Raw genomic sequence first — 18,012 nt, forward strand, 5'->3', positions numbered from 1 at the left:
TCATTACGTCTCTTGACATTATACATTACGAGCGTAATATATCAATCATTACGATCATCATTAAAGGAGTTCAGCCATGAAAGCCGTCATCAGTGCCTATGCCCGTTCCCCCTTCCATTTCGCCCGCAAAGGCAAGCTGGCCGAAGTCCGTCCCGACGACCTGGCCGCCCAGGTGGTGCAAGGCCTGATGCAGCGCACCGGCCTGGACCCGAAGCTGCTGGACGACGTGATCCTTGGCTGCGCCTATCCGGAATCCTCGCAGGGCAACAACCTGGCGCGCATCGTCTCGCTGCTGGCCGGCTTTCCGCATGAGGTGCCGGGCATGACGATCAACCGCTTCTGCGGCTCGTCGATGTCGGCCATCCACATCGCCGCCGCGCAGATCGAGGCCGGCCTGGGCGAGGCCTATCTGTGCATCGGCGTCGAATCGATGACGATGGTGCCGCAGGGTGGCTACAACTTCTCGCCCAACCCGCGGCTGCTGGCGGAAACCGACGCCTACATCAGCATGGGCGACACCGCAGAAAACGTCGCCCGCAAATACGAGGTGTCGCGCGCCGACCAGGAGCTGCTGGCCTTGCAGTCGCACCAGAAGGCTGCCGGCGCCCGCGCCGCCGGCTTGCTGAAGGATGAAATCGTGCCGATCACCACCGGCGCTGGCGAGGTGGTGGCCGAAGACGGCTGCATCCGCCCCGCTACCACGCTCGAAGCGCTGGCCGCATTGAAGCCGGTGTTCGATCCCGAGCACGGCGTGGTTACGGCCGGCACCTCGTCGCCGCTGACCGACGGCGCCTCAGCGGTGCTGGTGACGACCGAGGAATTCGCCCGCAAGCACGGCCTGCAGCCGAGCGCGCGCATCGTCGCGATGGCGGCGGTGGGTTGCGATCCGGCGCTGATGGGCATCGGCCCGATTCCGGCGACGCGCAAGGCGCTGAAGCTGGCCGGCCTGCAGGCCAGCGATATCGATGTGGCGGAGATTAACGAGGCCTTCGCCTCGCAGGCGCTGGCCAGCGTGCGCGAACTGGGGATACGGCCGGAGGTGTTGAATATCGATGGCGGCGGCATGGCCATCGGCCACCCTTTGGGTGCCACCGGCGCACGCATCACCGGCAAGGCGGCGGCGCTGCTGGCGCGCACCGGCGGCCGCTACGCGCTGGCCGCCCAGTGCGTCGGCGGCGGCCAGGGTGTGGCGACGGTGCTGGAAAAAATCTGAAGCTTACTGCGCCAGGTCGATGCAGTTGCGGCCTGCACGCTTGGCGCGGTGCAGCGAGGCGTCCAGCCGGTCCAGCACGGCGCCGCTGCCCTCGTCCGCCCCCACCTGGGCCACGCCCAGGCTGATCACCACCTCGCCATTGCGCGGCAGGTCCGCTTCGGCGATCGCGCCGCGCAGCTTTTCGGCCAGCCGCATGGCGTCGGCCGCCGTGGTGTGGGTGGCGACGATCAGGAACTCTTCGCCGCGCATGCGCGCCAGCATGTCGGAGGTGCGCAGCCGGCCCTTGACGACCTCCGCCACCGCGCGCAGCGCCTGGCTGCCGACCGGGGAACCGTATAAATCGTTTACGGACTGGAAGCTGGCGACGTCGAACGACAGCACCGCCAGCGGCAGGCCGTAACGGCGCGCGCGGCGGATTTCGTTGTCCAGCATGTCCTCGCCGGCGCGGCGGTTGGCGGCGCCGGTGGCGCTGTCGATGGTGCTCATCAAGGAAATCCGGCCGGACAATTCTTCGTTCTGGTGCTTCAATTCGCTCATGCCCAGGCCGAAGCTGACGAACTGCGCCAGGCTGGCGAAGCAGGCGAACTGCTCGCGCGAGAAGGTGATGTGACGGTCGAACATCAGGCAGATCGCGCCCATTTCCGGGCTGCCCGGCTCGGCGCGCAGCGGCAGCGCCAGCACCATGCGCACGCAGCGGTCGTGCAGCAGCATCGCCAGTTCCGGGTCGCCGGCTTTTTCCGGCGCGTCCAGCAGCACCATCTCGCCGCGCGACACGGCCAGCAGCGGCGGGAACACGTCGCGCAGCGGCGATTGCAGCAGGCGGTCGGGCCGTTGCAGCAGGCGCGCCAGGTCCAGGTGGTTGCGCGACTCCTGCGCCACCAGCTGCAGGTCGCCGCGCTCCTTCATGTGCAGCACGGCGGTATGGCGCACACCCGGGAAATTGCACAGCGCCAGGCAGATCTGCGCCGACATCGATTCGACGGTGTCGATGCCGCTCAGCGCGCGCTGCAGGCTGCGCTGCACGCCCAGCAGGTCGCGCAGTTCCTTTTCCTTGTCCAGCAAGGCCTGCTGCATGGCGGCGGCGGCATCGGCCGGCACCGCCAGCGCCTGCTGCACGGCTTGCTGCAACTCGTCGCTGAGCACCGGGCAGATGCGGTAGTCGAACTGGCCGTAGGTCATCAGCTCCGGCAGCCAGGCGCTGTGTTCATAGGCGCACAGCACCAGCACCGGTGCGCCGGCGCGGCCCCGTATCAGCGCGCCGATTCCTGCCAGCTCGCTCAGCTGCTCGTAGCCGTTCAGGTCCAGCACCAGCAAATCCACGTGGCGCTTGCCCAGGGCCGCAGCTGTGGCGTCGACGTGCTCCGTCATGCTCAGCTGAGAAAACATCTCCCCGCAGCACGCCTGAAACTCCGCGCGCCGCCCGCCCGTGGCGTTAAAAAAGACACCTACGCTAGTGGTCCGGTCCGCCATTATGTTGCTCCTACATATGCTTTTAAAATCATTAAATGTGTCCCCTCTGCTAGTGTGCCATAAAGTTCATAATTAGCAATATTTTTTGTATTGCAGACTAGAATATTTCCCTAGGAAACTAGTTGGGTCGTGGTTTTGTGTGAACGAGCGCACCGTCATCGGACACATAGCCGCCAATACTATGTACTCCAAGGAGGACGCCATGGCAAATACCACGCATCAATCGGATCACGGCGCGGATCACGGCGCGGCCAGCATGCAGCGCGAGATTCAGCAACGTCAGGATCAATCGGACCAGCGCAGCAAGCAGGAAGGACGCGCCAGCCAGATCGGCGACCGTCAGGGTCCGGTGCAAACCAACGAGCACGATTACCCCGGCACGCCGCTGCCGGCCCAGCACCTGGAAAAGCCGGGGCTGGAGGCGGAGATGCAGCTCAAGCCCGAATTCCTCGCGCCCGACTACTGCGGCAGCGGCAAGCTGGCCGGCATGGTGGCCATCGTCACCGGCGGCGACTCCGGCATCGGCCGCGCGGTCGCGGTGCTGTATGCGCGCGAAGGCGCCGACGTCGCCATCCTCTACCTGAACGAGCACGAGGACGCCAACGACACCAAGCGCTATGTGGAGGCGGAAGGCCAGAGCTGCATGCTGCTGCCGGGCGACGTACGCGACGCCGCCTTCTGCCGCAGCGCCGTCGAGCAGGTGTACGAGCGCTTCGGCCGGCTCGACATCCTGGTCAACAACGCGGCCTTCCAGGAGCACGCCGAATCGCTGGCCGACCTGACCGAAGAGCGCTTCGACCTGACCATGAAGACCAACGTCTACGGCTACTTCCACATGGCCAAGGCGGCGCTGCCCTACCTGAAGCGCGGCGCGGCCATTATCAATACGGGCTCGGTCACCGGCTTGCAAGGCTCGAAGCACCTGCTGGACTATTCCACCACCAAGGGCGCGATCCATGCGTTCACGATGTCGCTGGCGTCCAACCTGCTGGAGCACGGCATACGGGTCAACGCCATCGCACCGGGGCCGGTGTGGACGCCGCTGAACCCGGCCGACGCGCCGGCCGAGAAGGTGGCGCATTTCGGCACCGACACCGACATGCGGCGGCCCGCGCAGCCGCAGGAGCTGTCGCCGGCCTATGTGTTCCTGGCGGCGCCCTGCTGCTCCAGCTACATCACCGGGATCGTGCTGCCGGTGACCGGCAGCGTCGGCGAGTGAGCCATGGCGGCGCGCGCGTTATGGAAAGGTGCCATCAGCTTCGGGCTGGTGCACATTCCGGTCGAGATGTATTCGGCCGTGCAGGAGCACGAGCTGGATCTGACGATGCTGGACCGGCGCGACTTCTCGCCGGTCGGCTACAAGCGCTATAACAAGAACACCGGCAAGGAAGTGACCTGGGACGATATCGTCAAAGGCTATGAGTACGAGGACAGCGAGTACGTGGTGCTGTCGGACGAGGACCTCAAGCGCGCCAACCCGGAGGCCACGGGCACGATCGACATCCAGGCCTTCGTCGACGCAGCCGAGGTGCCGCTGACCTATTACGAACAGCCCTACTACCTGGCACCGGCGCGCGGCGGCGCCAAGGTGTACGCGCTGCTGCGCGAGACGCTGCGCAAGGCCGGCAAGATCGCCATCGCCACGGTGGTGATACGCACCAAGCAGCACTTGTGCGCCCTGGTCTGCGACGAGGACAAGATCGTGCTGAACACGCTGCGCTATGCGGCCGAGATCCGCAGCGCGGAAGAATTGAAGCTGCCGCCCGCCACCATGAAGGCGGCCGGCATCAGCGACAAGGAGCTGCAGATGGCGCTGTCGCTGGTCGAGGGCATGAGCGAGCCGTGGAAACCGGAGCAGTACCACGACACCTACAAGGACGACGTGCTGGCACTGGTGAAGAAAAAGGTGAAGGCCGGCCAGACCAAGACCATCACCGCTGCCGAGCCGGAAGCCAAGGCGGCCAAGTCGTCGAACGTGGTGGATCTGGTGGCGCTGTTGCAGGACAGCCTGGGCAAGCGGCCGGCGAAATCCGGCCATGCCCCGAAAGCTAAAACCACGGCCAGGCGCCCCGCAGCGCGCAGCGCATCCCGCGCGCGCGCCGGAGCGGCCTAGCGGCCGCTTGGCGGCTGATTAACGGCGGCGTGCTTTCAAGCCCAATGCCGCCAGACCGGCCAGCAGCATGGCATAGGTTTCCGGCTCGGGAACCGGCACCGGCACCTGCGTGATCGTCACCGACGTCAGCTCGCCGTTCGCGCCCATCATCGCATGGGTCGCGTTGGAGGAATAGGTGTAGTAAAAGCTCGACTGGCCAAAGTTGGAGAAGTCCAGCTTGCCCGGCATGGTCGATGCGCTCAGGGCCAGGCCGGATTTGTCGAAGAAGCTCACCGCCATCATCTGCGATGCGTAGGCATTGGTCGAGACGTTGGCGACGCCAAAGCTGTCCGCGCCACCCAAGGCGGCTGCGTTATCGGCGACCTGCACATTGGTGCTGCTGTAGGTCGCGCCGCTCAAACCGATGTTGGCGCCGCCGATGCTGACGTCCAGGCTATTGCCGGCCGTAGGGGCGGCATACATGGTGCTGCCGCCGAAGTGGCTGAACACGCCGGTTTCGGTGTCGTAGCTGAAATGACCAACGATATTATCGCCAACCGACACGGTGCTGCCCGACAGGCTGCTGGAAGCAACCTTGCCGCCGCTAAACGTCAGCGGCGAGAACTCGACCATTTCCTGCACTTTGGCTGTGAAATCAAATTGAAAGACGGTCGCGTGGGCGGAGCCGAACAAGGCCATACCGGCTAACAAAATGGGCAGCTTTTTCATCTGGAGAGTCCTGAATTATGTATCAAGCCGTCATTAAAACATTCATAACAACAATTGTCAATATTAAATAATAATTTTCACTTTGATAATACTTATGAGCGGCCGGGCTTGAACCCCATGACTTTCATCGCCGGCGCCAGCCCTGTGGCTGATTTGTCGTAGCCGTCCCATGGCGCATTGCCGACATCGAGCCTCGTATGCACGTTGGTAACGGTCCACTGGTCGGCGCCATGCAGGCCGTCCAGCTCCTCCCACGCCAGCGGCACGGAGATGCCCAGGCCGGGCCGGCTGCGGGCCGACCACGCGGCGACTGTGGTGGCACCGCGCCCGTTGCGCAGATAGTCGATGAAGATCTTGCCGACGCGGTTACGCGGCCCGCTCTTCAGGACAAAACGCTCCGGGATGTGCTCCGCCATGTGGGCGACGACAGCTTGCGAAAACGCCTTGACCTCATCCCAGCCATAACCCGGCCGGACCGGCACCACCACGTGCAGGCCCTTGCCGCCGCTGGTCTTCAGGAAGGCCGGCAAACCCAGGTGATCGAGGAAGCCGCGCATCAGTTGCGCCGCCTCCTGCACCTGCGGCCAGGTGACGCCCTTGCCGGGGTCGAGGTCGAACACCATGCGGTTGGGCTTCTCGTAACTGGAGGCGTTGGCGTTTTGCGTATGCAGCTCCACCACGTTCCACTGCGCGGCCGACAGCAAGCCCCGCTCGGTGGCGATTTCCAGCATCGGCGGATGATCGGGATCGAGCGCGGGATCGAGATGTTTAACGCCGGGCAGCTTGCCGATCTCGGCGTGCTTCTGGAAGAACAACTCGCCGCCGACGCCGGCCGGCGCGCGCACCAGCGATACGGGGCGGCCCTTCAGGTGCGGCAGTATCAGCGCGCCAACCAGCGCGTAGTAGCGCACCAGCGTGATCTTGGTGGCGCCGCTTTGTTTGTCGATCACGCGATCGGGGTTGGTGACCTTGAGTGTGGCGGGCAGCTTGCCCTGCACTGTGCTTGCTGGCTGCATGTCTGCTTGCTCCTTGAGGTGGGCCGGGACTTCACGGACGATGGCATCGGCCTTCTTATCCTTGCGCAGTCCTTTGAAAACGGCGTGGCGGATCGAACCGGAATGCGTCCATTCGCCGAAGCTGACTTCCGCCACCAGCGCAGGCTTGAGCCAATGGGCTTTCTTGTCGATGTCGCGATTGGGCGCGAACGGGCTTTTGTCGGCAGCCAGCTTGTCCATTTTGTTTTTGATGTCATGCAGCGTGCCGGCATTGAAACCGCTGCCAACGTTACCCGCATATTGAAGCTTGCCGTCCTTGTCGTAGGTACCCAGCAGCAGCGAGCCGAAGCCGCTGCGCGAGCCTTGTGGATCGGTGTAGCCGCCGATGACGAATTCCTGCCGCTGGCCGCATTTGAGCTTGATCCAGCTGCCGCTGCGGCGCGAGCTGTAGCCGCTGTCGCGGCGCTTGCCGATGATGCCTTCCAGGCCCATGCTGCAAGCGGCCGCGATCATCTGCTGCGGCGCCGCGTCCAGCGCGGCGCTGAAGCGGACCGTATCGGACGGCTTCTTTTCAAGCAGCGCTTGCAGGATGGCGCGGCGCTGCGCCAGCGGCGCGTGGCGCAGATCGTGGCCATCGTGGAACGGGATGTCGAACAGGAAGTAGACGATGTCGGCGGGATTGTTCTCGTCGAAGGCGTTTTGCAGCAGGCCGAAGTCCGGGCGGCCGTTGTCGTCGTGGACGACGATTTCGCCGTCGTACCAGCCGTCCGGCAGCTTCATTTTGGCGATGGCGGCGCGCAGGGCTTGCAGGCGATGCGTCCAGTCGTTGCCGTTGCGCGTGATCAGGCGGATGTCCTTGCCGTCGATGCGCGCCAGCAGGCGGTAGCCGTCGAACTTGATTTCGAATAGCCAGTCTTCGGGCGAGGATGGCGGCGCATCCACCAGCGTGGCCAGTTGCGGCGACAGCGTTTCGGGCATGGTGGCCTTGGGCGCGTCCGCCAGCGCATCTTGCGCCGACGCGGCCGATGGCGGCGCATGTGCGTGCGCGGCTGCAGTTGCGGCGGCAGCGGGCGGCAGTGCCTTGACGCTGTCCGGCATCTCGTCCACCACGCTGAACTCATCGGCTGGTCGCGCGTAGTCGTCCTTCTCCTTGATCAGCAGCCACGGCTCCTGCTTTTCGCCCTTGCCCTTCATGCGCACCAGCGCCCAGCGGCCGTGCATCTTGTGGCCTGCCAGTTCGAACTTCAGGTTACCCGCCGCCAGTCCCTTGCGTGGATCATCCAGCGGCCGCCACACGCCGCGGTCCCAGATGATCACCTTGCCCGCGCCGTACTGTTTGGGCGGGATCGTACCTTCGAAATCGTTGTACGAAATCGGATGGTCTTCCACGTGCACGGCCATGCGCTTGTCGTGGGTGTCGTAACTGGGGCCTTTGGGCACGGCCCAACTCAGCATGACGCCATCGAGCTCCAGCCGGAAATCATAATGCAGGCGGCTGGCCCAATGTTTTTGAATGACGAAGGCCAGCGCCTCGCCGCCCTGCTCGCCCCCTTCGGCCGGTTCGGGCGTGATTGCGAAGTTGCGCTTGGACTTGTAGGTTTTAAGAGCGTCTCCCATGCAAGCAGATTATGCCAGCGCGGCAGCCTACTCCGTGCGCTGACCAACATGTAATCAATCTGGAGAGCTTGTAAGTGAATGTAAAGCCCGTCAACGACAGCCATCAGGGCCGCGTTTTTTGCTCAGTGACACGGGAATTGTCCCGGCTCCAAATCAACCTGAATGAGGATTTCATCATGAACAAACTTATCGCTACCCTGATCGCCGGCCTGTTCGCTACCGCAGCTTTTGCACAGACCCCAGCCACCGCTCCAGCCGCTCCAGCAGCCGTGAAAGCAGAAGCCAAGGAAGCCAAGACCGACGCCAAAGCGACCGCTAAAGAAACCAAGACCGCTGTCAAGGCCGAAGCCAAGACCGCCAAGGTAGAAGCCGAAGCCAAGAAAGATGTCGCCGTCGCCAAGGCTGATGAAAAAGCCGAGAAAGCCGACGCCCACGCCAAGGCTCACAAGACCAAAGCCAAAGCCCACGCCAAGGCCGAGAAAGCCGAAGCAGCTGCTGCACCAGCACCTGTCGTCACCAAGTAATTCTCGCCCCCGTCATTCCCGCGCAGGCGGGAATCCATAGACAGCACGCTCAGTATGGGTTCCCGCTTTCGCGGGAACGACGAGCCAACAAAAAACCCCGCCGGCCCGAACGCGATCAAGATCGCGCTCAGTGCCAGCGGGGTTTTTCATTGGCCGTTCAGCTTATCGCTGCGCGACCTTCTCTGCCGCGTTGGCGCCATCCCAGCCGCCGCCCAGGGCGCGTATCAACGCCACGGTGGTGACCGCGCGATTGCCTCGCAACTGCACTGCGGTGCGTTCCACCGTCGCCAGGTTGCGCTGCGCGTCCAGCAAATCGAGATAGCTCGAACGGCCAGCCGAATACAGCTTCTGCGCCAGGTCGGCCGAACGACGCGCCGACACAACGGCATCCTCTATCTGCGCGGTCTGGCCAGCCAGGATGCGCAGGCCCGCCAGGTTGTCTTCCACTTCCGCGAAAGCCACCAGCACGCTCTGACGATACGTGCCCACCGATTCCTCAAGCGCTGCTTCGCTGCGGGTGATATTGGCCTTGTTGCGGCCACCATCGATCAGCGGCATCGACATCAACGCGCCCAGCACCCACGAACGGCTGCTCCACTTGAACACGTCGGCAACGGTATTACCCGAAATGCCGCCGGCGTTGGCGTTCAAGGTCAGCGCCGGGAACATCGCCGATTTGGCGACGCCGATGCGGGCGTTGGCAGCTTCCATCGTGCGCTGCGCCGAAGCGATGTCGGGACGACGCTCCAGCAGCGACGACGGCAAGCCCGCCGGAATCACTGGCAGCAGCGAGGTGTCGAGCAGCGGGCTGGCGCCGGCCGTGTAGCTGGCCGCCGGTTTGCCCAGCAGGACCGCCAGTGCATGCTCGGTCGTCACGCGCTGTCGTTGCAGGCCGATGGCTTCGGCACGCGACGTGGCCAGTTCGGTCTTGGCGCGCGACAGGTCGAATTCGCCGATGTCGCCCAGGTCGAAGCGACGCTGGTTGACCTTGACGTTTTCCTCGCGGGTCTGCACCGTGCGGTTCAACGTCTCCAGTTCGGCGTCGGTGGCGCGCAGACGGAAGTAAGTCTGCGCCACGTCGGCCTGCACCGACAGCAGCACCGAACGATAAGTCGCTTCGACAGAAGCGGCGTCGTTGCGGGCGGCGCTGACGTTCGACGATACACGGCCGAACAGGTCGACCTCGTAGCTAGCCGTCAGGTTGGCGCTGAACGCGTTGCCCGGAGCGACCGGCGTTCCGGCCGGCAGGCCAAGCGCCACGTCGGACTGGCGCTGACGCTGTGCGCCAACGTTGACGCCCACTTGCGGAATGCGGTCCGCCTCGGCGATGCCGGCGATGGCGCGGGCCTGCTTGACGCGGGCCGCGGCCACTGCCAGGTTGGCGTTGGCCCTGGTGGCTTCAGCGATCAGCTCATTGAGAGCCGTATCGTTGAAAGCCAGCCACCACTCGCCGCGCGGTTGCGCTTCGGCGGCCTGCGCCTGTTTCCAGGTGCTGCCGTCGGCGGCGACCTTCACCGGCGCGGGCAGCTGCGATTCCTTGAACGCGACCGGCACGTCCATCGCAGGCTGCTTGAATTCCGGCGCGGCGCATGCGGTCATCAGCAAGGCCGCCAATACGGGCGCCACACCTTTAGCGATCATATGCAGCTTGTTCATATTAATGGGTCCCTTCCAGTTTTACCGCAGCGGCGTCGCCGGCCACGGCAGGTTTTTTCTTCTCCAGGCTCACGGCCAGCTTGCGCAGCAGGACGTAGAACACCGGCGTCAGGAACAGGCCGAAGAAGGTCACGCCCAGCATGCCGGCAAACACCGCCACACCCATCGCATGACGCATTTCCGAACCGGCGCCGTGCGAGAACACCAGCGGCAGTACGCCCATGATGAATGCGATCGACGTCATCAGGATCGGACGCAGACGCAGACGGCAAGCTTCCAGCGCTGCTTCGACGATGCTACGGCCGTGGTGTTCCAGTTCGCGTGCAAACTCCACGATCAGAATCGCGTTCTTCGAGGCCAGGCCAACCAGCACGAACAAGGCAATCTGCGTAAAGACGTTGTTGTCGCCGTGGGTCAGCTTCACACCGAGCAGCGCGCAGAAGATCGACATCGGTACGATCAGGATCACCGCCAGCGGCAGGGTCCAGCTTTCGTATTGAGCGGCCAGCACCAGGAACACCAGCAGTACGCACAGCGGGAACACATACATCATCGTGTTACCGGACAGGATGTCCTGGTACACCAGTTCCGTCCATTCGTAGCCGATACCTTTCGGCAGAACCTCGTTGAGGATCTTGGTCATTTCAGCCTGCGCTTCGCCCGACGACACGCCAGGAGCGGCACCGCCGTTGATCTCCGCAGCCACGTAGGCGTTGTAGCGCTGTACGCGGTCCGGGCCATAGCTGTCCTTGACGCGCATCAGCGACGACAGCGGAATCATCTCGCCCTTGTCGTTGCGGACCTTGAGCTGGGCGATATCTTCAGCGTGCGAACGGAACTGCTGGTCAGCCTGGACGCGCACCTGATAGGTACGGCCGAACTGATTGAAGTCGTTCACATACAGCGAGCCCAGATTGATCTGCAAGGTCTGGTAGATCGTCTGCAGCGGCACGCCCAGTTGCTTGGCCTTGGCGCGGTCGATGTCGGCGAACAGCTGCGGCACGTTGATCTGGTAGCTCGAGAAGACGCCGGCCAGTTTCGGGTTCTGCCATGCTTTCATCTGCACTGCCTGGATCGCCTTGTACAGCGCGTCGTAACCCAGGTTGTCGCGGTCCTCGACCATCACCTTGAAACCACCGGTAGTGCCCAGGCCATTGACCGGCGGCGGTGGCAGCACCATCACGAACGCACCTTCGATGGCGCCCATGCGCTTGTTGATTTCAGCGGCGATGGCTTCAGCCGATTCGCTCTTCTTGGTGCGCTCCTCGAACGGTTTCAGTGGGGTGAACACGATACCGGCGTTAGGCGCATTGGTGAAACCGTTGATCGACAGGCCAGGGAAAGCCACCGAATCAGCCACGCCTGGGATGTCCTTGGCGATGTCCGACATTTTGCGGATCACGGCGTCGGTGCGGTCCAGCGAAGCGGCGTCCGGCAGTTGCGCGAAGCCGATCAGGTACTGCTTGTCCTGCGCAGGAACGAAGCCCGGAGGCACGATCTTGAACATGAAGCCCGCAGCGACAGCCAGCACGGCGTACACGATCAGCGAACCGCCTTTGCGCTTCAACACGCCGGTCACGCCGGTTTCATAGCCATGCGATGCACGGCCGAAGACGCGGTTGAACCAGCCAAAGAAGCGGCCGAAGATCTTGTCCATCACGCGGGTCAGCGCATCTTTCGGTGCGTCGTGTGGACGCAGCAGCACTGCGGCCAGGGCCGGAGCCAGCGTCAGCGAGCTGAATGCGGAGATCACGGTCGAGATGGCGATGGTCAGCGCGAACTGCTTGTAGAACTGGCCGGACAGGCCCGATACGAAAGCGATCGGCACGAACACGGCGCACAGCACCAGCGCGATAGCGATAATCGGACCGCTCACCTCTTTCATCGCCTGGATGGTCGCGTCGTGCGGCGACAGTCCGTTCTGGATGTTGCGCTCAACGTTCTCCACCACCACGATCGCATCATCGACCACGATACCGATGGCCAGCACAAGCCCGAACAGCGACAGCGTGTTGATCGAGAAGCCAAAGCCCAGCATGACGGCGAAGGTACCCACCACCGACACGGGAACGGCCAGCAGCGGGATCACCGATGCGCGCCAGGTTTGCAGGAACACGATCACCACCAGAGCCACCAGAATGATCGCTTCGACCAGGGTGTGGATCACGGCGCGGATCGATTCGCGCACGAATTGGGTCGGGTCATATACAACGCTGTACGTGACGCCTTCCGGGAAATCTTTCGACAGGCGAGCCATCGTCGAACGTACATCGGCCGACAGCTGCAGCGCGTTGGCGTTAGGTGCTTCGAAAATAGGGATCGCCACAGCCGAATTGTTGTTCAGCAGGGAGCGCAGTGCATACGAGTTCGAACCCATCTCCATGCGGGCCACGTCCTTGAGCAGCGTTACCGCGCCGTCGCCGTTGGTCTTCAGGATGATGTTGCCGAATTCTTCTTCGCTTTGCAGGCGGCCTTGCGTGTTCACGGTCAGCTGGAAGTCAGCACCCTTGGTCGGGCCCTGGCCGATCACACCTGCCGCCACTTGCACATTCTGCTCGCGGATCGCGGCGACAACATCGCTGGCGGTCAGGCCGCGCTGCGCCACCTTCTGCGGGTCCAGCCAGATACGCATCGCGTAGTCGCCGGAACCGAACAGCTGCACCTCACCCATGCCGGGCAGGCGGGCCAGTTGGTCCTTGATGTTCAACACTGCATAGTTACGCAGATACAGGTCGTTGTAACGGCCGTTCGGCGATTGCAGGTGGACCACCATGGTCAGGTTGGGCGACGACTTCACGGTGGTCACACCGATCTGACGCACCTCTTCCGGCAGGCGTGGAAGCGCACGCTGGACGCGGTTCTGCACCTGCGTTTCAGCCTGTTCGACGTTGGTGCCGATCTTGAAGGTGACGGTCAGCGCCAGTGCGCCGTCCGAGGTGTTTTGCGAGGACATGTAGAGCATGTTCTCGACGCCGTTGATCTGTTCCTCAAGCGGCGCGGCCACGGTTTCGGCGAGGATCTTCGGATTCGCACCAGGATACTGCGCGCGCACCACCACCGACGGCGGCACCACGTCCGGGTACTCCGAGATCGGCAGCTTGAAGATCGATATCAAGCCGGCGACGAAGATAATGATCGACAGTACAGCCGCAAAAATCGGCTTGTCGACAAAAAATCGAGAGATGTTCATAGTTTTTATTCCTTGGAAGTGCCGGTCTTCGCAACGACCGCCGCTACTTTTTCATCTTTTTTAACTTCGGTTTTCGGCACGTTGGCGGCCAGCGGATCGGAATCCATGGCGACCACGGTCGGCGTGATCGGCGCGCCGGGACGTACCCGCTGCAAGCCGTTGACGACGATCTTCTCGCCCGGTTTCAAACCGTCGCGCACCACGCGCAGGCCGTCGATGGCCGGCCCCAGGACCACAGGGCGGTACTCGGCCTTGTTCTCCTTGTCGACCACGAACACGTATTTGCGGTTCTGGTCCGTGCTGATGGCGCGCTCGTTGATCATCAACGCTTGCTTGGCGCCGGTGGAACCGGCCAGCTGCACGCGGGCGAACAGGCCGGGCACCAGTGCGCCGTCGGTGTTGCTGAAGGTGGCGCGCATGCGCACCGAACCGCTGCGTGGATCGAGCTGGTTGTCGACGAATTCCAGCTTGCCCTCGTGCGGGAAGCCGGTTTCGTTGGCCAGGCCGATCTTGACGGTGGCCGGCTTGCCCTGGTGGGCGGCGGCGCCGACGCGCAGATAGGTGTCTTCATCGCCGTCGAAGGAAGCGTAGATGTGCTCCAGCGAGACCACCGAAGTCAGGACCGCCGAAGCGTCGACCAAGTTACCCAGCGTGATTTCCGCTTTCGACACGCGACCGTTGATCGGCGACGTCACCTGCGTGTAGCTTAGATTCAGCTTGGCCGCTTCGTACAGCGCTTGCGCGGCGCGGGCATCGGCGTCCAGCTGTTTCAGGCTCGATGCCGAGGCGTCGTATTCGCGCTGGGCGATGGCTTTATCGGCCAGCAGTTTTTCGGCGCGGACCAGTTCCACCTTGGCCAGGTCGGCCTTGGCGCGGGCCGAGCCGGCTGCGGCTTCGGCGCGGTTGGCTTCAGCCTGGAACGGACGCGGATCGATGACGAACAGGACTTCGCCCTTCTTCACTTCGCTGCCCGGCTTGAAGTTGATGGCGGTGATGAAGCCGGCCACGCGCGGACGGATCTGCACTTGCTCGATCGCTTCCAGGCGCCCCGAAAACTCCTGGGTCTCGGTGATGGTTTTCTCGACGACCACGGCGGCCGAAATCGGAGGACCACCGGCGGCGGCCGGTGCTTCAGCTGTCTTGCCGGTCGCGTCATCGCAACCGGAGAGGCCGAAAGCGGCCAGTCCCGCCAGCGCCATAGCGGCGGCCAGCGGCCGGGCTACGACGGTGAGTTGTTTAATGGTTTTCATGTTTATTCCCTTTTATATGAAAATAATTAATAGAAATGGCGGCACCGGTTGCCCTCAACGAATTGCGAGAAAACACGGTACTAGCGCCCCTCCGGCAAGCCAGTGGGGACGTGATCACAGATACTGCTTAAAAGTTGGGGAACCCTATTCGGCTGGAGGCGTCTCGGACCGTTCCAGGCCGGCGATAAAACCGGCGATTTCTCCCAGCGCGTAACACTTGCACGCGCATTCGTTGCGCGCCCCGGCTTCGTTCAGGGCCGCGGCTGGCATTCGGTTGACGGTGGTCTTGACACCACAGGCGATCAACTTGGCGCCGTATTGTTCCGCTTCGTCCCGCAGCGGGTCGTCTTCGGCCGACAGGATCAGTGCCGGCGGCAGGTGCTTCAAACGACTCGACTGCAAGGGCGAGGCGTATGGGTGGGTACGGTCGGCTGCATTCGGCAGGTAACCGCGGTAGGCCGCCGCGCAGGCGTCGGCCACGTCCAGCAGTTCCGGCGCGTTCTGCATCTCGCGCATCGACCAGGTGCTCAGGCCCGGATCGAGCATGGGCATCACCAGCATCTGGCCGGCCAGCGCCGGGCCGCCACGGTCGCGCGACATCAGCGCGCAGACGGCCGCCAGATTGGCGCCGGCTTCGATGCCGGCAACGACCATGCGCTTGCCGGTCCAGCCCAGCTTGGCCTTGTGCTTCTTGGCCCAGATCAGCACCGCGTGCGCATCTTCGACGGCGGCCGGGAAAGGCCGCACCGTCGCCAGCGTGTAGGCGGTGGCCAGCACGGCGCTGCCCTGGTTGTCGTCGGCCATGTGGCGCAGGAACATGTCGGCATCTTCCAGGTCGCCGCTATTGAAGCCGCCGGCGTGGAAGAACACGATCAGCGTGTCGCGCTTGCTGCCGGCCTCGCCGCTGGTGTACAGGCGGGCGGCCAACGGGCCTTCCGCACCGCGCACTTCAAGTGCACGGACCTTGATCAGGTCCGACAGCTGCGGCAGCGGCTCGACAGCGGCGCTCATCGCTGCACCGTATCCGATGCGCCGGACAGCATGGCGGTGTCGGCGCAGGCGAGCGTCTCGCCGGCGGCCACCTCGGTCAGGGCACGAACGCCGGTCGCTTCGGCCTTGGCCGCCTGCGAATAGGCATCGGTATAGACCACGCCCGCCAGGGCGACCGAAGTCAGCGCCAGTGCGATCGTTGCAAAAATTCCATTCCGATATTTCATGTTGATCCCCTTTCCTTCTCAGTACTTTCTTGGTGCAGTACAGCAATCATAGACTTGATCTACAATCTGATAAATACCGCAATGTCGAATTGATTGTTCAGGATTCCGAACAATGGGATAAGAAGATGAATAAACTGCAAGCAATGGAAGTATTCGTGCAGGTGGTCGATGCCGGCGGCTTCACGCGTGCGGCCGACAATATGCAGCTGCCCAAGGCTACCGTCTCGACGCTGATCCAGGCGCTGGAGGCGACGCTGTCGGTCAAGCTGCTGCACCGGACCACGCGCCAGGTCAGCGTGACGGCCGACGGCGCGGCCTATTATGAACGCTGCCTGCGCATCCTGTCGGACGTGCGCGAGGCCGAGGAATCGCTGTCGCGCACGCGGCTCAGCCCCAGCGGACGGCTGCGGGTGGACGCGCCCACCGGTCTGGCCAGCGATGTGCTGATCCCCGCCCTGCCCGACTTTTTCACGCGTTATCCGGACATCCAGCTGGAGCTGGGCTGCAGCGACCGCACCATCGACTTGATCGAGGAAGGCGTGGACTGCGCGGTGCGCGGCGGCGTGCTGGGGGATTCCAACCTGATCGCGCGGCGCGTGGGCATCCTGCAGTTCGTCACCTGCGCCACGCCGGATTACCTGGACCGCTACGGTCGGCCGGCGCACCCCGATGAGCTGATGCGCCACCGCTGCGTGAACTATTTTTCGTCCCGCACCGGCAAGCTGTTCGACTGGGACTTCTCGCGCGACGGCCACCGCATACAGGTCGCCCTGCCCGGCCACATCGCCGTCAACGACACCAACGCCTACACGGCGGCCGGCCTGGCGGGACTGGGCATCGTGCAGATGCCGAACTTTATGATGGAGCCCATGCTCAAGGACGGCCGCTTCGAACAGCTGCTGGCCGACTGGAGCAGCGATCCGCTGCCGGTCCACGTGGTCTATCCGCAGAACCGCCACCTGTCGGCCAAGGTGCGGGTGTTTGTCGAATGGGTCGCCGAACTGTTTTCCAACCATCCGGGCATGCGCCTGCCGAAAGCACCGCCGCCGGCGCGCCCGATTCCATTTGAGGTTGCACTATGACTGATATTCACCGCATCGTATTCCTCGACCGCGACAGCGTGATCGCCAACATCCGCAAGCCGTCGTTCGCGCATGAGTGGAGCGAGTATCCGGCCACGACGGCTGCCGACGCCATGCAGCGGCTGCGCGACGCCCGCGCCACCATCGCCATCACCAACAAAGTGCCTTTGCGCGCGGCCGACCTGGCGCAGCTGCCGGACCTGAAGATGATCGCGGTGGCCGCCACCGGCACCGACATCATCGACCTGGCCGCATGCCGCGAGCGCGGCATCGTCGTCTCCAACATCCGCAACTACGCGGTGCACACGCTGCCCGAACACACCTTCGCGCTGATCCTGGCGCTGCGCCGCCAGCTGGTGGCTTACCGCGCCGACATCGAGGCCGGCTTGTGGCAGAAGTCGGACCGATTCTGCCTGTTCGGCCATCCGATCTCCGACCTGGCCGGCAGCCGTCTGGGCCTGCTGGGATATGGGGCGCTGGGCAAATCGGTGGCGCGGATCGCCAAGGCGTTCGGCATGGAGGTGATGGTGCATACGCGCTCGCCGATTCCCGACGCGGCGGCCGACGGCGTGCGCGAAGTGGGCTTCGACGAGCTGCTCGAAACGTCGGATGTACTGAGCCTGCACCTGCCGCTGAACGACAAGACGCGCAACCTGATCAGCGCGAAGGAGCTGATACGTATGAAGCGCAGCGCGCTGCTGATCAACACCGCGCGCGGTGGCCTGGTGGACGAGACTGCGCTGGCCGACGCGCTGCGCAGCGGCGTGATCGCCGGCGCCGGCTTCGACGTGCTGGTGAAGGAGCCGCCGCCGGAGGACAACGTGCTGCTCAATCTTCGGCTGCCGAACTTCATCCTGACGCCGCATTCAGCGTGGGCCAGCTCGCAGGCGATGCAGGTGCTGGTGGATCAGCTGATCGATAACATCGAGGCATGGGTGGCCGGCGCGCCAAAAAATACGCTGGCCTGAAATAGGGAC

14 protein-coding genes are annotated in these 18,012 nt (G+C 63.7%); 6 read left to right on the forward strand and 8 right to left on the reverse strand.

All coding sequences use genetic code 11. From position 1 onward, the window contains the following. The first annotated feature begins 76 nt into the window (after positions 1–76). On the forward strand, positions 77–1,213 hold the full coding sequence (locus tag ACEN9O_RS27760) for a thiolase family protein (protein WP_495615016.1): 1,137 nt from the start codon (positions 77–79) through the stop codon (positions 1,211–1,213). Positions 1,214–1,216: 3 nt separating this feature from the next. Here the strand turns inward: ACEN9O_RS27760 and ACEN9O_RS27765 are convergent, their stop codons facing one another. Next, entirely contained in the window at positions 1,217–2,599 is a 1,383-nt protein-coding gene (locus tag ACEN9O_RS27765) for a GGDEF domain-containing protein (RefSeq protein ID WP_495615017.1), read from the reverse strand. A 286-nt stretch (positions 2,600–2,885) separates the two neighbouring features. Here ACEN9O_RS27765 and ACEN9O_RS27770 point away from each other — a divergent pair, with 286 nt between their 5' ends. Further along, on the forward strand, positions 2,886–3,902 hold the full coding sequence (locus tag ACEN9O_RS27770; RefSeq protein WP_495615018.1) for an SDR family oxidoreductase: 1,017 nt from the start codon (positions 2,886–2,888) through the stop codon (positions 3,900–3,902). A 3-nt stretch (positions 3,903–3,905) separates the two neighbouring features. After that, entirely contained in the window at positions 3,906–4,796 is an 891-nt protein-coding gene (gene ku, locus ACEN9O_RS27775; RefSeq protein ID WP_495615019.1) for a non-homologous end joining protein Ku, read from the forward strand. A gap of 18 nt (positions 4,797–4,814) precedes the next feature. On the opposite strand, the gene ACEN9O_RS27780 is transcribed toward ku, so the two are convergent. Next, the gene (locus tag ACEN9O_RS27780) at positions 4,815–5,504 is read right to left on the reverse strand and encodes a PEP-CTERM sorting domain-containing protein (RefSeq protein ID WP_495615020.1); all 690 of its coding nucleotides are present in this window, start codon (positions 5,502–5,504) and stop codon (positions 4,815–4,817) included. Between the two features lie 92 nt (positions 5,505–5,596). Then, a complete protein-coding gene (gene ligD, locus ACEN9O_RS27785) occupies positions 5,597–8,116 on the reverse strand; it encodes a DNA ligase D (protein WP_495615021.1) in 2,520 nt (839 codons plus the stop codon). A 176-nt stretch (positions 8,117–8,292) separates the two neighbouring features. On the opposite strand from ligD, the gene ACEN9O_RS27790 reads away from it, so the two are divergent. Further along, the gene (locus tag ACEN9O_RS27790; protein WP_495615022.1) at positions 8,293–8,640 is read left to right on the forward strand and encodes a hypothetical protein; all 348 of its coding nucleotides are present in this window, start codon (positions 8,293–8,295) and stop codon (positions 8,638–8,640) included. A 162-nt stretch (positions 8,641–8,802) separates the two neighbouring features. On the opposite strand, the gene ACEN9O_RS27795 is transcribed toward ACEN9O_RS27790, so the two are convergent. The 5 genes from ACEN9O_RS27795 to ACEN9O_RS27815 all read right to left on the reverse strand — a co-directional run bounded on the left by ACEN9O_RS27795 (position 8,803) and on the right by ACEN9O_RS27815 (position 15,953). Continuing rightward, positions 8,803–10,296, reverse strand: a complete 1,494-nt coding sequence (locus tag ACEN9O_RS27795; RefSeq protein ID WP_495615023.1) for an efflux transporter outer membrane subunit — start codon at positions 10,294–10,296, stop codon at positions 8,803–8,805. Position 10,297: 1 nt separating this feature from the next. Further along, a complete protein-coding gene (locus tag ACEN9O_RS27800) occupies positions 10,298–13,486 on the reverse strand; it encodes an efflux RND transporter permease subunit (RefSeq protein WP_495615024.1) in 3,189 nt (1,062 codons plus the stop codon). 5 nt (positions 13,487–13,491) lie between these two features. Further along, positions 13,492–14,736: an efflux RND transporter periplasmic adaptor subunit gene (locus ACEN9O_RS27805; RefSeq protein WP_495615025.1), complete on the reverse strand. Its 1,245-nt coding sequence runs from the start codon at positions 14,734–14,736 to the stop codon at positions 13,492–13,494. 144 nt (positions 14,737–14,880) lie between these two features. Continuing rightward, positions 14,881–15,747 carry an alpha/beta hydrolase gene (locus ACEN9O_RS27810; protein ID WP_495615026.1) on the reverse strand — a complete coding sequence of 289 codons (867 nt, stop codon included), beginning with the start codon at positions 15,745–15,747 and terminating at the stop codon, positions 14,881–14,883. Beyond that, the gene (locus ACEN9O_RS27815; protein ID WP_495615027.1) at positions 15,744–15,953 is read right to left on the reverse strand and encodes a hypothetical protein; all 210 of its coding nucleotides are present in this window, start codon (positions 15,951–15,953) and stop codon (positions 15,744–15,746) included. Before ACEN9O_RS27815 ends, ACEN9O_RS27810 begins: the two co-directional genes overlap by 4 nt. 125 nt (positions 15,954–16,078) lie before the next feature. Between ACEN9O_RS27815 and ACEN9O_RS27820 the strand changes: the two genes are divergently transcribed. Both ACEN9O_RS27820 and ACEN9O_RS27825 read left to right on the forward strand, forming a co-directional pair. Continuing rightward, positions 16,079–17,035: a LysR family transcriptional regulator gene (locus tag ACEN9O_RS27820; protein WP_495615028.1), complete on the forward strand. Its 957-nt coding sequence runs from the start codon at positions 16,079–16,081 to the stop codon at positions 17,033–17,035. After that, the gene (locus ACEN9O_RS27825) at positions 17,032–18,003 is read left to right on the forward strand and encodes a D-2-hydroxyacid dehydrogenase (protein ID WP_495615029.1); all 972 of its coding nucleotides are present in this window, start codon (positions 17,032–17,034) and stop codon (positions 18,001–18,003) included. The genes ACEN9O_RS27820 and ACEN9O_RS27825 overlap by 4 nt, the downstream gene beginning before the upstream one ends. The last annotated feature ends 9 nt before the right edge of the window (positions 18,004–18,012 follow it).

It is taken from the genome of Duganella sp. Dugasp78 (assembly GCF_059491455.1).

Excerpts from the sequence above, each read along its gene's own strand:
- ACEN9O_RS27760 (WP_495615016.1), top strand. The coding sequence starts at position 77 with ATGAAAGCCGTCATCAGTGCCTATGCCCGTTCCCCCTTCCATTTCGCC.
- ACEN9O_RS27765 (WP_495615017.1), bottom strand. The coding sequence starts at position 2,599 with ATGTTTTCTCAGCTGAGCATGACGGAGCACGTCGACGCCACAGCTGCG.
- ACEN9O_RS27770 (WP_495615018.1), top strand. The coding sequence starts at position 2,886 with ATGGCAAATACCACGCATCAATCGGATCACGGCGCGGATCACGGCGCG.
- ku (WP_495615019.1), top strand. The coding sequence starts at position 3,906 with ATGGCGGCGCGCGCGTTATGGAAAGGTGCCATCAGCTTCGGGCTGGTG.
- ACEN9O_RS27780 (WP_495615020.1), bottom strand. The coding sequence starts at position 5,504 with ATGAAAAAGCTGCCCATTTTGTTAGCCGGTATGGCCTTGTTCGGCTCC.
- ligD (WP_495615021.1), bottom strand. The coding sequence starts at position 8,116 with ATGGGAGACGCTCTTAAAACCTACAAGTCCAAGCGCAACTTCGCAATC.
- ACEN9O_RS27790 (WP_495615022.1), top strand. The coding sequence starts at position 8,293 with ATGAACAAACTTATCGCTACCCTGATCGCCGGCCTGTTCGCTACCGCA.
- ACEN9O_RS27795 (WP_495615023.1), bottom strand. The coding sequence starts at position 10,296 with ATGAACAAGCTGCATATGATCGCTAAAGGTGTGGCGCCCGTATTGGCG.
- ACEN9O_RS27800 (WP_495615024.1), bottom strand. The coding sequence starts at position 13,486 with ATGAACATCTCTCGATTTTTTGTCGACAAGCCGATTTTTGCGGCTGTA.
- ACEN9O_RS27805 (WP_495615025.1), bottom strand. The coding sequence starts at position 14,736 with ATGAAAACCATTAAACAACTCACCGTCGTAGCCCGGCCGCTGGCCGCC.
- ACEN9O_RS27810 (WP_495615026.1), bottom strand. The coding sequence starts at position 15,747 with ATGAGCGCCGCTGTCGAGCCGCTGCCGCAGCTGTCGGACCTGATCAAG.
- ACEN9O_RS27815 (WP_495615027.1), bottom strand. The coding sequence starts at position 15,953 with ATGAAATATCGGAATGGAATTTTTGCAACGATCGCACTGGCGCTGACT.
- ACEN9O_RS27820 (WP_495615028.1), top strand. The coding sequence starts at position 16,079 with ATGAATAAACTGCAAGCAATGGAAGTATTCGTGCAGGTGGTCGATGCC.
- ACEN9O_RS27825 (WP_495615029.1), top strand. The coding sequence starts at position 17,032 with ATGACTGATATTCACCGCATCGTATTCCTCGACCGCGACAGCGTGATC.